Here is a 12739-nt window from a genome sequence, read left to right on the forward strand (position 1 = left end):
TGTTGATCTGGTGATATATTCATGTCGTCCTCCACAGACATCATAACGGTGGGAGAGTCGTAATCCGATTTACTTTCGTAGAAGATGCCAATGAAAAATGAGAGATAACATTCACGATGTAGACATGTCGGAAGGTCACGATAGCCAGGAATTGAAGAAAAGCGCTGCGCAAGAGAATGCCGAACGGCAGCGCCAGCACGTGAAGCGCAAGCAGGAAACCCACAGCCGGTTGCAATGCTGGATAAGCAATCGTCATGCAGAGCGGTTGGCCATGCTGGGGCAACAACTGGAAGACAGTCAGGCCTCCATCATCGAGCAGGCGATCGATCTGCTCTATCAGAACGAACTGCAACAAACGACCAACGCGCAGCAGAGCGATATCCCCGAGTCGGCAGACATACTCGAATAGACGATGGTATCGAACCGGCGTGATTGAAAAAGGAAGACAAAAAAAGCCAGGTACGAATTCCTTGTACCTGGCATAGGGGAATTGGCTCCTTGCAGAGCCGTGCGCTAACTGGTATGCGGATAGCCTAAGCTTAGACAAGGCTCTAGGCATTTCAAGAACCGGATAAAAGTTCAACCAGAGTGGGGTTTTTTCAGACTCGAACAGGCGCTGTTTTTGCTCGAGCGACCCCACTCTCACGCATTGAACAGGTTGTTGTCCCGTACCAGCTCCCGGGGCAGGGCATTCTTGATGCGACTCCCCACCCATTTCCCCATGCCGAGCGGGTGCCCCTGGTAACGAACGATCACTTCCCCACTCCCGGCATCCTGCTCTGGCCAGACATCTCGTCCCATCATGAATTCACGGGCATTGGCGGCATCCAGCTCGACGCATCCCTTGCTCGCCTCATGGCCGTAAGCCAGAGCCCATTCATGGGTCAATCGATATCCCTTCTTGAAGGTTTCAGCCAGCTTGATGCCGATGCGATCGAAACGCAGCTTCCCCTGTACCTGCTCGAAAGCGTGAGGGAAGAGCCAGATCTCGTCATTGCGGCCAAACAGTTGGCCATGGGGCACGATGCCAAAATTCCCTTCAATCTCCCGCAACATGGGGCCGGCCTCTTTCTCTGGCAGCGGTGAGAAGGGGAACTTGCCGAGCTTGCCCGGTTTGAACATGGTGTTGGGCACGGAGTGATGCTTGCGCAACCGGGCGACGAAAAAGCCCTCACTGTCGAAGATCTGGGGCCACACATGCAGGTATCCCTCCGGCGTACAGGCTTTCTCCGCCCCCGGAAAGAGATCGGCCAACGAGTCAAAGCTGAAGGCATCGCCGAACTTCTCTTGCAGTGACTGACAGACGGCCTGATTCTCTTGCAGGCTCAGGGTGCAGGTGGAGTAGACCAGAACGCCGCCGGGTTTGAGGGCGTGAAAAGCGCTCTCCAGCAGGCCACGCTGCACCGCGGCAATCTCGTCGATGCTCTCGAGACTCCAGTTGCGCAGCGCGTCTTCATCTTTTCGCACCGTCCCCTCGCCGGAGCAGGGGGCGTCGAGCAGGATGGCGTCGAAGGTTTCAGGCAGCCATTGGCCAAAGACCTTGGCATCGAAATGGGTCATGCCGACGTTGGTCACACCGCAGCGCTGGATATTGGCGCTCAGCACTTTCAACCTGCTGCTGGAAAACTCGTTGGCGATCAGCATGCCGCGGTTTTCCATCAGCGCCGCGATCTGGGTAGTCTTGGAGCCAGGGGCGGCGGCCGCGTCCAGCAACATGCCATCCCCTCGGGTTTGCTCACTGGCAAAGAGCGCCATCACCGGCAACATGGAGCTCGCTTCCTGGATATAGAAGAGGCCGCACAAATGCTCGGCCGTGTTGCCAAGGGGAACGCTCTCATCGCTGCGGGTGAGCCAGAAGCCGGCTGCACACCAGGGCACGGGATCCAGCTGCCAACCAAGCGGCGCCATGCGGGCGACAAACTCGGATACCGTGATCTTGAGGGTGTTGACCCGGATGCTGCGCCGCAGCGGCTGCCGGCAACTCGCCACGAATGCCTCCATGGAGAGATGGGATGGCATGAACTCCGCAATGTGACGCAGGAAGTGATCGGGGAGGTAGGTGTTGTCGTGCACGGCGCAATCTCGCTGACCCAAAATGAGGGGCGACATCTTACCACAGTGCGTGGCCCTTCTTGATGGGGGAGTCCATGAGGCCATAAAAAAACCGGCACAAGGCCGGTTTTTGACGAGCAGGGAAATAACTCAGGGCAAGATGCGGGGACTCCACTCCAGCCACTCTTTTTCCGCCTTGGCATGAAGCGGATAACGATGGCCCGCCTTGACGGTCGCGCCCATCTCCCGCTCCGGCGTATTGAAGGCAATCCCGCCCGCCAGCAGGCTTTGCACCGTTTCGACCTCGATGGTGCCACCGGTCAGCCCGATATCGGCCTTGACCCCGGAGACATTCCAGAAACGGCTGTTGGCGCGTATCAGATGGGCGTACTGTCCATCCACATTCACATCGATCAGCACCTCACTGCCATCCCGGGCAAGCGTCACGCCGGTGACACTGCCCACCACCATCTTGCGAAACAGCAGGGGGCTGCCCACGCTGATGCCATCGACGGAGGGGCTCTTGAGGGTCAGGGCAAGACCGGCGGGGCCACTCTGGCTCAAGGGGAAGGTCTCCTTGCCAGCCCCCCGGCCCGGTGTCGCCTCCACAAAGGCCCCCTTGATCAGGGTATCGAGGTGGGCAACCCCCCCCAGCCCGACCTTGGCCTGCACCAGGGCATAGCGCGCCCCGGATTGCAGGAAGCGCGCGGCATATTGCTCATTCAGCTCGGCCTTGAAGCTTACCTGGCCCAGGGTCGGATCCAGTTCCACCTGCTCCACTTTGCCGATGTCCACTCCGCGATAGCGGATGGGGCTGCCGACCCCGAGACCCGGGTTGTGATCCGCCGTGAGGGTGAGGGTGCGCACCTGGGAGCTTGCCTGCTCCTTGCTGTCAAAGAGCTGATGACTGCTGCGACCTGTCCCCAGCTTGTCGAATTCGATGGCACCACGCAGCAGGGTGGCGAGGTTCCCCATCTTGACCTGCACGCCATCGAGCCGGATCTTGCCGTCGATGGCGGCCTTCTTCCAGAACTGGGGTTGCTGCTTGAGCAAAGGAGCATAGATGGCATCGATCTCCAGGGTGATGGCCACACCGCGATCATCGGCATCCAGCGCCTTGACCTTGCCCGCTTCCAGTCCCAGGTAGAGGACGGGGGAGCCCACACCGATACCATCAGCCTGAGCGGCACGCAGCGTCCAGCTGACCGCTTTGGCATGGCGGCTCCCAAGCAGGGCCAGCTCCTGGCTGGGGTAGAGGCGGTCAATCCTGTCACCCTTCGCAGCCTGTACCAGCTTGATGCCCCCCGCCAACCAGGCACTGGCCGGGCTGGTCTCCACCTTGATACCGCTGAGATCCGCCTCCACCTGCAAGGGGGCGGCGCGATAGAAGCGAGCCCGTTGCAGCAGATGGCGATAACGCTCGTTCACCAGCAACTCGACACTGGCATTGCCGCCGGCATCCAGGGTCAGTGCCCCGAGCTGACCTATCTGCAACCCCTTGAACCAGAGCGGAGCCCCTTCGCTCAAACCGGCGAGATCCTCTGCCTGCAGGGTCAGCTTGATGCCGCCGCGCTGTGCCTGGCTCTCCAGGGTCATGGTGTTGACCCGTTTACCGGGTTCATAGTCCAGACGAATGGCGGGCCCGGCCAGCAGGCGATCCGCATGCTTGATCCCGGCAGGGGAGAGAGAGACCGTCTCCCACACCAGACGACTCTTGCCGGTCACCCGGAACGCCTGCTCGGGGTTGATGAGGGCCGTCACGCTCCGCCCCTGTTCGGTGAGGCGAATGGGGTCGACTCGTCCAATCTCGATGCCCTCATAGAGGATGGGCATCCCTTCCTTGATGGGCAGAGTCCCCGCCAGGATGGTGATGCGCTCACCCCGGGCGGCCTCGGCCAGCCCCTTGTAGAGGATGAAGTTGACCCCCTTTTGCTCCACGGGAGAATCCTTGGGGGAGTCAAACGCAATGCCACCGCTCAGGATGGAGGTGAGGCTGCCCGCCTCCACGCTGACGCCAGCCAGGCTGAAGGAGCCCTTGATGCCGCTGATGTTCCAGAAGCGGGTATCCGCCTTGACGAGGTGCTCGAAGCGCGGCTCGATCACCAGATCCAGGATCACGTTCTGGTTCTCTTCCCCAAGACGGGTGTTGATGACACTGCCCACCTCCAGCCCGCGGAAATAGATCTTGGCGCCGATGCCCACCGACCCCAGAGAATCGGCTGTCAGGTGCAAGGTGCGCCCCTGGGCCTGATAACCGGGGGGAGGGCCATCCAGGGCATCGAACTCATCCTCCAGCGGGTTGTTCTCCCGTCCGGGTTGCAGGTTGATGTAGTTGCCGGACACCAGGGTGTCCAGGCCGGAGATCTCGGTCAGTGACGCCTTCGGACTCACCAGCCAGAAGTCGGAGCCCTTGCGTATGAGGGAGCGGGCACGGCTGTCCACCTTGGCCAGCACCGCAATCTTGCGACCATCCTGTGCCAGTTCCAGCTCCTGGACCACGCCGATGGCGACCCCCTGATAGCGCAACTGGGTCTTGCCCGGCAAGATACCGTTGCCCTGGGCAAAGTTGATGCGAATGAGTTGACCACTGCTCGTCCACTGCTGGTAGAGAAAGCCTCCCGCCAGCAAGAGGGCGATGAAGGGCAGCAACCAGACCGGTGATAACCAGCGGTGCTTCTCAATGACGGGCTCAGCCCCGACCATACCGACTCCTTACATTGGCTGTGATGCACAGCGCGTTCGACACAAAAAACATTAACGGGCCGCCTTGTCCCACAACAGGCGGGTATCGAGCATCCTGGCCGACATCATGGTGAGCACCACCACGCCGGCGAACGCCGTCGCCCCGGGGCCGGCACGCACGTTGAGCAGCACGCCGCGATCCACCAGGGCCACCATCAGCGAGATGACGAACAGGTCCAGCATGGACCAGCGTCCGATGAAATCGATGATGCGGTACATGACGAGCTGGCGTTTGCGGCGCACCGGCTTGCTGCGCTGCAACTGCCAGCAGATCCAGCCAAGACCCAGGATCTTGCCGATGGGCACGATGATGCTCGCGGTCAGTACTATGGTGGCGATGCCGGACATCTTGCTGCGATAGAGCGCCATGATACCGCTGAAAATGGTATCGGACTGCAATAATCCCTTGTTGTAGAAGTGGGTGATGGGCAGCAGGTTCGCAGGCAACAACATGAAGGTGGCCAGCGCCAACAGGCCCCATGACCAGGCGAGGGAATGGGGGATGCGCATCTGCAAGGGGGTGTGACAACGAGGGCAGCTCATGCCGTGTTGATGGCGCACCAGCAACCCGCAGGTATGGCAGCGGCAAAGCCCCAGTTCACGGGCGCTGATCGGGGACATGGTCCGGCTCCCGGGAGGCATGTTGCAGCGGAATCCGCTCCCAGTAAGGGGCAGGATCAAAGAGGATCAGCAGCGTCATGTTGAGCAGCATCAGACAACCCAGGCTCAGCAGACCGCCTCCCAGGCGCACGTCGGCGATGTCGATAAGTTTGAACAGGGCGACCAGCAGGCTGACGATGTACACCTCCAGCATGGCCCAGTGGCGAAATACCTCGACCGCTTTGAGGGTCCACGCCAGCAGATGCCAGCGCTTGGCCAGGCCGGAGGCGAGGGCAAAGATCCCGAGCAGCAGCCCTGTCGGCGCCAGCACGGCGCACCAGAGCACCAGTGTTGCCACCCAGAGCTCGCTCTCGGCATACAGCATCATAATTCCCTTGATCAGGTTGGCGTCCGAGTTCACACCCGCCAGACGAAGATAGATCAAAGGCTCAAAAAACGCGGAAGGCAGCAACAGGAATCCGGTGATGGTCAGCGCCATCAACTGGGAAGGGCGAAAGGCATAACGCCCATACAGATGCTGATGACAGCGGGGGCAATGGGCGTGACGGCGCAGCGGCAGCAACTTGCGTTCGATCAGCAAGTCACAGGCCGGACAGACAATCACCGAGTGCGGATCCGACATACGATTCAACCTGTTGAAGGAATTGATGAAATTTACCTTAAAACGCCTGCCCTGTCTTGCCGCGCTGCACACCCCCCTTTGAAAAGACGTGTTTTCCGCTGTGAACTGGCCGCCGCCAGCCAAGCAGGGGCTGGCGATGCATGCCGACATACTGAGGGTATTTGCAATACTGTATATATGTACATATACTTGCAATCACAATCATCAGGAGGGCGCCGCGATGGCCGTTGAGATCAAGTATGTTGTGGTACGTGGGGGAGTGGAGAAGATGACCTTTGCCAGCAAGAAAGAGGCGGATGCCTATGACAAACTGCTGGACACCGCCGATGAGCTGATGACACTGCTGGCGGGCGCGCCGGTCGCGCTTGCACCGGAACAGCAGGAGAGTCTGGCCTTTTATCTGGCCGAGCAGCGGGATCAGTTGCAGCAGGTATTGCGCGGTGGAAAAGGGCAGGGGAATCCCCCCAAAGAAGACAAGCTGGATACTGAACTGCCAAAGGGGAAGCCCCTGAAGAGCGTGGCTTGAGACGAAAGGGCGGGGAAGGGGATGTGAGGCAGAAGCCGAGCTCTCATTCATGAAAAGTGCAACTTAAGTCATTATCGCGACTATTTTCCCCGATAATTTTCCAACCACACCGCATATTCATTGAATATGCCGATTGCTCGTCATCATGGGGTATCACAGCAAGATGCCTCAGGTCGTTGCCCCCAAGGCGCACTGCAAGCCCTGATGCCGATAACCCCATTTATCGGCATCAGGGGGTTGCGGCCCCGTTCAAAACATTCAACTGACATCACACACCATCATGACTCATCCAGCACTTCCACCCGCCATGCCACTGTTCGATAGCGTGGACCACCTTGAGGCGGGCAATCCCCAGGTCAACCAGTACCTCGCCACCCTGAGTCTTGGCAAGGTCCCCGACGCGGGGATCGTCTATGAGCTGGCCGTCGACTGGCTGCTGGAGCAGCGCCACAGCGAAAACAACTACAAGACCTATCGCAGTGAGCTGACCACTTTTTTGCACTGGTGCTTTTGCGAGGTGGCCATCAGCCCCAGGGATCTCACCAGGCGCATCATGATGCGCTATCTCGACTATTGCCAGGCGCCACCGTCCGGACTGATTGCCTATCGCAACGTCGCCCAGTTCGTGCTCGACAAGGAGTGGGGGGAACGGTTGCCAAACCCCCTGTGGCGTCCGTTTCTTGGCAAGCGGGAACTGGGCCGGGAGCTGCCGTATCGACTGAGTGAGCAGGCGATGAAGACAAAACTCGCCATTTTGTCCGCCTTCTTCCAGTTTCTCATCCAGGAGGAGTACATGGATCGCAATCCGGCTCTCCTGCTGCAGCGGGTTAAACGTGCGGGCCCCCAGGAGGCTGGTGAAGACGCGCAATCCTTCACCGAGCTGCAATGGTCCTATGTGATGCAAGCCGCCGAACAGCTCGCTGCCGAATGCCCGGCCCAACATGAGCGCAGCCGCTTTCTCATCTGTCTGATGTATGCCTGTTATCTGCGGATTTCCGAGGTGGCGGCCAGGCCGGGTTTCAGCCCCGTCATGGGCCAGTTTCGACGTGACGCCAAAACGGGCGTCTGGGGTTATGACATTCCCCGCAGCAAAGGCGGTAAACGTCGCACCGTGGCCGTTTCTCAGGCTCTGCTCGAAGCCCTGGCTCGCTATCGTACCTTTCTTGGCCTTTCGCCACTGCCGGCCCCGGGAGAGCAGACCCCGCTGTTCGTACGCCACAAGGCGGCGGCCCATGGCCGCGAACAAGGCGAACTCAATGCCAATCTGGGTATCCGCCAGCTACGAGACCTGGTAATGGCGGTATTTGAACAGGCCGCAAGCCTCGCCGAACAAGACGGTTTTGATCAGGATGCCGCTGAAATGCGAACCCTGACGCCGCACTCCATTCGCCACACCGGTATCACCCATGACATCAATCTGCACGGCCGGCCTTTATCCCACGTACAAGCCGATGCGGGGCACGACAGCATCGACACCACCTCCAAGTACCTGCACACCGGCAACCGGGAACGTCACGAGAGTGCCAGCCGCAAGCCGCTGGACCACTTGCTCGACCAGAACCGAACATATGATTGATAACCAGTGGTGAACAATAAAACTGCACTCATAACCAAGACGCGGGACCTAAAGACAATCCTTGATTGACCATGCCCTGGGACTCATAAATTCGACACTGCGCATAATTCATGATTACGTTTAAAGGGCCGATTCCGTCCCCGCTGACGATGTTGTCAGTTTCGGACGAGAATGAACGGATGCAACGTAATATCACAAAAAACTTTATATTTCGGTGGTTTGAGTGCGGTTTAAGTGAAGAAGAAACAGCAAAACTTTGTTTTGTTTCTGTGATGGAGGTCACGTTATGGGATGGTGGTAAAAAGATCCCAGACGTATGCAAACGAGTCATGAGGATGGCAGTTGGACGGGAGCTGCCAACCATCTTTACCCGGTACTGGGATGGCTGGCGAATGAATGGCCATCACCTGATAACCCCTGCTGGCACCTACCTATCGCGCCAGCGTCTGGAAATCATCGAATCCTATGGGTCTGAAGACTTGAAGGCGCTGAAAGACAATGCCGCGCTAAGGCGTTTGCCTACCTCTGAACGCTGATAGCCTCAAAAGCCGGTTTAGCAGGAGGAGGGGGGCCCCGCCTCTGGTCTAGATGGGCATGTTCCGCCGCCTACCGCATGGCGTCCCCATCGCCAGCAGTGGGCGGCTTGTAGGGGCTGGCGCCCCTGTTCACTGGTGCGGAGACTCAATGCCAGGCAGGGTTTGCCTTATAGAGTTTATTAGCGAAACTACGTAACGCCCCCATATCAAACCATTCTTGGGGACAGCAGGCTAAGCCTGAATTTGGCAGAATTAGAAGACGTTCAAGCAACTGCAAAAGAAAGAGATAGGAATACTCAACTTTGGACGTTTTAACCAACTTGAAATAACTCTCCTCAATGAGGTGAATCCCTTGGCGGCCACTCAGCGCATCCTTGAACACCTCCCAAGCACGATCAGCCGCTGGCAACTGAGCTTTTAAGTCCACTTTTTCAAGCAACGGCAAATCAACCTGCTTGTGAGCATCGCCAAGTTGTTGAGCAGGTAATGAAGGTAATTGGCCGGCATTTCTGTAAACAGAAATCAAATATCGTACTTGTTCAAGGCAACCATCCGGCACCCTGACCATCGTCGTTTTTTCTCCCTTCGGACGTCCGGCACCTGGACGAGCACCACCACGAATTGGATCAGGCATTTCCGTATCTCCATTTGATTTCCGTTTACATTATTCATTATAGCAGATGAATGATTTACGTATACGAATTTCAATTGTTTTGGATAAAAAAAGAACTGGCCACGGCTTGGGATTAGGCGGGGTTGACGGGGTATCATCTGGCCTCGCTTCGCTCGGGCGCCCTTCGGGCGCAGGACGATGAAAGAGGGTCGCCCCCTATGGATAGAAGCTATTCCTTTGGACAAAACAAGGGAGGAAAGGGGAAGAGATCAGGTCAGCTTTGCCAGGATGAATCCCGCCATAAAGCCAAGCATCAGGCCGACGAGAAAGGCGGCATTGCCCGGCTTAACTGACGGGGTTAGGGGAAGTGGGGTAGGGGAAGAGGAAGGGCCACGGGGCCGTCTGAAGAGCTTGGGATTGTAGATATAGTCCTTTTTGTTCTTGTTCATCACTGGGCTCCTGCCGTGTGGAAAACACACTACAGCATAACCCGACCATGATAATCCACCGTTGATTTGAGGCCGTAACGACGCAACCAATATTGCCGACGAATGACGGGGCCGAGTTCGGGGTGAGAACGTGCCGTGGCGTAGCTGACAAGGCCCCAGCGCAGCAGGACAGAAGCAAGAGGAACGTTCTGGGATCGAGCAACACGGTCAGCACACTTCATCATGACGTAGCGCGGGATAAGGGATGGATTGGTGATCGGGAATCGGATTTGAGGCGCATCCGGTGAAGGGGCTTTAGCCTGGTCTTTTGCACCATACCACTGATGGATGTACTTGGCGGGGAGGATGGTATAGCAGGCCCGCATATCAACGAAACGAGGTTCTGTGATGCGCTCACAGTCGGGGGTGGCATCAATGGCTGACGGGTGCAAATAGGCCTCTTTGTACTCGCCATTACCAAGCCGGATACGGCACTTAATCAGCCCCTTTGAATCTCGTATCGGAAAATCAAACAACTCTTTGCCATCGTCAAATTCCTGGGCGGTGTCATAGGCCTTGTAGAGCCAGCGGCCCCAAGCGTATTTGGTGCCACAGGGGGATCCCGTGGTCTTGCTCTTGCCCTTGAAGTAGCTGGCAACGTGAACACGGGGAACTCGGAGCACAAACCGGATGAAGAGACGGGCGAACCAGATCAGCGGGTAGACAAGGAAACCCTTGGCCCCCATGGAAGCGCTAAACATGGTGTCGGTGCTGTAGCACCAGCAGACAGTGCGGCAAAGGGCATTGACGATCTGTTTGTCGATAGACTCGATATCCTGGACACCGAGGAAAGCATTCCAGCCGCGCTTTCGAACAAGCCGGAGCCACTTGATAAGCTGGGCACGATCCGGATTGTTCCAGTCACGGGTGTTCATGAAGAAGGCAGTTTCGTCTAGGGCGAGACAGCCATTTTTGGATTCGTCATAGAGCTGTTCTTCGGCAGACCAAAGGGCGGTTTTCTTGGGGCGCTCATAGGCATAGCCGAGGTTTTCAAGGTCGGACGAACGGGGCTCTTCGGGAAGCCGGATGATAGGGATCTGTTTACCGATTTCATTGAGGGGCATATGCTCGGGATAAACATCAATGTTAGTGGCAACAGGACGGCCCTCATTAAGATAACCGACAATAATATTGACCATGTTAACGGTCTTACCCGCGCCAACAGGCCCCGTGACGAAATAAGGTGCTTTCATTGAACCGCCTTATTTTCCATCAAACGCAGAACGGGCAAGCGACAACTGCCAAATAAAGAGCCATTGGGCCGCCTTAGCAACGCCAATTGCCGATATACATGCAGCCGTATTGGAAGGGAGGAGCCCCAAGCCAAACAAAATGTAAGCATTGGCAGAAGGGGAAGATGAAATACCACCTAACAAGCCATTAATTGCAGAAGTGAACGTAACAACCATTGTTGTCATAGCAAGAATCAAAGCAGCTACGGCGGCCTTGCGAGAAAAGAAGGAAACTATTTTCGCAAAGAGCTCGCCAACCTTCTCGATAAGAAATGCAATTAAAAGTTTCATTATCTACCTCCAACAACAGAAGTCATAGTTCGAGACCAAATGCCGAATATATAAACAGCAGTCAGCATATTCAAAAACCAGAATATAAGCGGGTGGGCAACTTCATTATAGGTGCGACAAAAAGCGCCATCGTCATCCGCTTGAGCAGAACCGGCTTTAATAGTGAAAGTGAAGGGGTAAGGCTGACAATTACCCGTAGGCAATGTCCAATCAAAGATATCAGGGATAGAAGAAGGTGGATTAGCAGTCGGCGAATCAGAAATCATATCTTCCAATTCAGTTTTTTCATCATTGAGTTGATCAAGTGCCGTTGTAGCTGGGGCAAGTGCCGCTTTAGCTGCCTCAAGTGCAGCAGCATCCGCCTTAGCCTCAGCAGCCTCTTGTTTCTTCATCAACTCCTCAAGCTGGGCTTGCGTAACTGGCGCTTGAGCAGCCTGATTGGCGGCATCAACAAGGGCTTCAGGGGTAACACCAGCCTGTAACTGACCAGCTAGAGCAGCGATTTCGGCAAGTTTTTCAGGAGTCACATAATGAGCGGCATTAGGGTTAGTAGACTGAAGTAACCCTTGTGCATACAAATCAAGAAGCTCTTGGTCTGACTGAGTAACGCCCGGGATATAAGGAACAGTATCAGGAAAAATTTGAGGATAGGGATAAGGCCAGGGGTCAGGAACCATGAAAGCTTGAGAAGCCTTATCTTTGTCCTTTAGCATTTCAGTTACAATGGAATCATAAATAGCGTCATCGCTAACGGATATGGAGCCATTAACGTCTTTAGATTGGGCTGTAAAATAAGCCCTAACAGGATTTTGATAACAATAGGTGGGTTGGGATGCGGCACAATAATAAATATCATATGAGGTAGTGCTACCCACAACAGGGGGATTAGGTCCGTTAACGTGATTGACTTGCTTAACAATATCGCCATAAACGGCATAAGAATAACAGCTAGTTAAGCTAACATTGAAAGCATTGCCGCGATTTGAGGAACATTGCCCTTTATAAGAAACGTTAGGCTGAGTGACTTGATTGGTGAGCTCATCTATTGCCCAGCCAGCGGCAAGCATTGTAGCGGCCCAGCCAGCGTACCAAGCATTGCGCTTCAAAAGACCCTTAAGCCCTCCAGTCTCCCCCATGCCTGCTTTAAAGCGAGTCATATAAGTAGCTTTGGGAACATCAATTTTTTTAATCTGATAAGGGTCATTGGCAGCAAAGCCACGAATAGTTGTGCTGACAGTTATGGCGGTATTAGTGGCAGCGGTAACGGCATTGACACGAATTACTTCAGCCTGTTTGATGACTGACGACATGGAAAAAGCAGCCACGCCGCCGCTGAAGGTCAATAAGGCTGTAAAGAGTATGATGAACGGGCGCATATATCCCCCATAAAAAAGGGGGGCAGAGCCCCCCGACAGTACAGGGGCAAAGCCCCGAGGTTGA

Annotated in this window: 13 protein-coding genes; 4 read left to right on the forward strand and 9 right to left on the reverse strand. The window is 56.1% G+C overall.

Going from position 1 to position 12739, the window contains the following annotated elements; translation table 11 throughout:
* Positions 1–124: 124 nt before the first annotated feature.
* Positions 125–409, forward strand: a complete 285-nt coding sequence (locus AB5Y54_RS07760) for a RepB family protein (RefSeq protein ID WP_319872766.1) — start codon at positions 125–127, stop codon at positions 407–409.
* A 233-nt stretch (positions 410–642) separates the two neighbouring features.
* On the opposite strand, the gene rsmF is transcribed toward AB5Y54_RS07760, so the two are convergent.
* The 4 genes from rsmF to AB5Y54_RS07780 all read right to left on the reverse strand — a co-directional run bounded on the left by rsmF (position 643) and on the right by AB5Y54_RS07780 (position 6037).
* Positions 643–2073: a 16S rRNA (cytosine(1407)-C(5))-methyltransferase RsmF gene (gene rsmF, locus AB5Y54_RS07765; protein ID WP_368153442.1), complete on the reverse strand. Its 1431-nt coding sequence runs from the start codon at positions 2071–2073 to the stop codon at positions 643–645.
* Between the two features lie 129 nt (positions 2074–2202).
* Positions 2203–4755 (reverse strand): MlaD family protein, encoded by a 2553-nt coding sequence (locus AB5Y54_RS07770; protein ID WP_368153427.1) that lies wholly within the window; start codon positions 4753–4755, stop codon positions 2203–2205.
* A 51-nt stretch (positions 4756–4806) separates the two neighbouring features.
* On the reverse strand, positions 4807–5415 hold the full coding sequence (locus tag AB5Y54_RS07775) for a paraquat-inducible protein A (RefSeq protein ID WP_010674753.1): 609 nt from the start codon (positions 5413–5415) through the stop codon (positions 4807–4809).
* The gene (locus tag AB5Y54_RS07780) at positions 5393–6037 is read right to left on the reverse strand and encodes a paraquat-inducible protein A (RefSeq protein ID WP_010674754.1); all 645 of its coding nucleotides are present in this window, start codon (positions 6035–6037) and stop codon (positions 5393–5395) included. Before AB5Y54_RS07780 ends, AB5Y54_RS07775 begins: the two co-directional genes overlap by 23 nt.
* A gap of 220 nt (positions 6038–6257) precedes the next feature.
* Between AB5Y54_RS07780 and AB5Y54_RS07785 the strand changes: the two genes are divergently transcribed.
* The 3 genes from AB5Y54_RS07785 to AB5Y54_RS07795 all read left to right on the forward strand — a co-directional run bounded on the left by AB5Y54_RS07785 (position 6258) and on the right by AB5Y54_RS07795 (position 8675).
* A complete protein-coding gene (locus tag AB5Y54_RS07785; RefSeq protein WP_039041159.1) occupies positions 6258–6563 on the forward strand; it encodes a YebG family protein in 306 nt (101 codons plus the stop codon).
* A 280-nt stretch (positions 6564–6843) separates the two neighbouring features.
* Positions 6844–8139 (forward strand): site-specific integrase, encoded by a 1296-nt coding sequence (locus tag AB5Y54_RS07790; RefSeq protein WP_045524874.1) that lies wholly within the window; start codon positions 6844–6846, stop codon positions 8137–8139.
* Positions 8140–8318: 179 nt separating this feature from the next.
* Positions 8319–8675, forward strand: a complete 357-nt coding sequence (locus AB5Y54_RS07795) for a DUF3653 domain-containing protein (RefSeq protein WP_214003231.1) — start codon at positions 8319–8321, stop codon at positions 8673–8675.
* Between the two features lie 145 nt (positions 8676–8820).
* Here the strand turns inward: AB5Y54_RS07795 and AB5Y54_RS07800 are convergent, their stop codons facing one another.
* From AB5Y54_RS07800 to AB5Y54_RS07820, 5 genes are all read right to left on the reverse strand, one after another.
* Entirely contained in the window at positions 8821–9309 is a 489-nt protein-coding gene (locus AB5Y54_RS07800; protein WP_368153429.1) for a hypothetical protein, read from the reverse strand.
* 248 nt (positions 9310–9557) lie between these two features.
* Positions 9558–9737 carry a hypothetical protein gene (locus AB5Y54_RS07805; protein WP_214003229.1) on the reverse strand — a complete coding sequence of 60 codons (180 nt, stop codon included), beginning with the start codon at positions 9735–9737 and terminating at the stop codon, positions 9558–9560.
* A gap of 29 nt (positions 9738–9766) precedes the next feature.
* Positions 9767–10969, reverse strand: coding sequence for a zonular occludens toxin domain-containing protein (locus AB5Y54_RS07810; RefSeq protein ID WP_368153430.1), 1203 nt, complete (start codon positions 10967–10969; stop codon positions 9767–9769).
* Between the two features lie 9 nt (positions 10970–10978).
* Positions 10979–11299: a hypothetical protein gene (locus tag AB5Y54_RS07815; protein ID WP_368153432.1), complete on the reverse strand. Its 321-nt coding sequence runs from the start codon at positions 11297–11299 to the stop codon at positions 10979–10981.
* On the reverse strand, positions 11299–12675 hold the full coding sequence (locus AB5Y54_RS07820; protein WP_368153433.1) for a hypothetical protein: 1377 nt from the start codon (positions 12673–12675) through the stop codon (positions 11299–11301). The genes AB5Y54_RS07815 and AB5Y54_RS07820 overlap by 1 nt, the downstream gene beginning before the upstream one ends.
* Positions 12676–12739 lie beyond the last annotated feature (64 nt).

This window comes from Aeromonas sp. s9 (genome assembly GCF_040907765.1).
Classification (GTDB): Bacteria; Pseudomonadota; Gammaproteobacteria; order Enterobacterales; family Aeromonadaceae; genus Aeromonas; species Aeromonas caviae.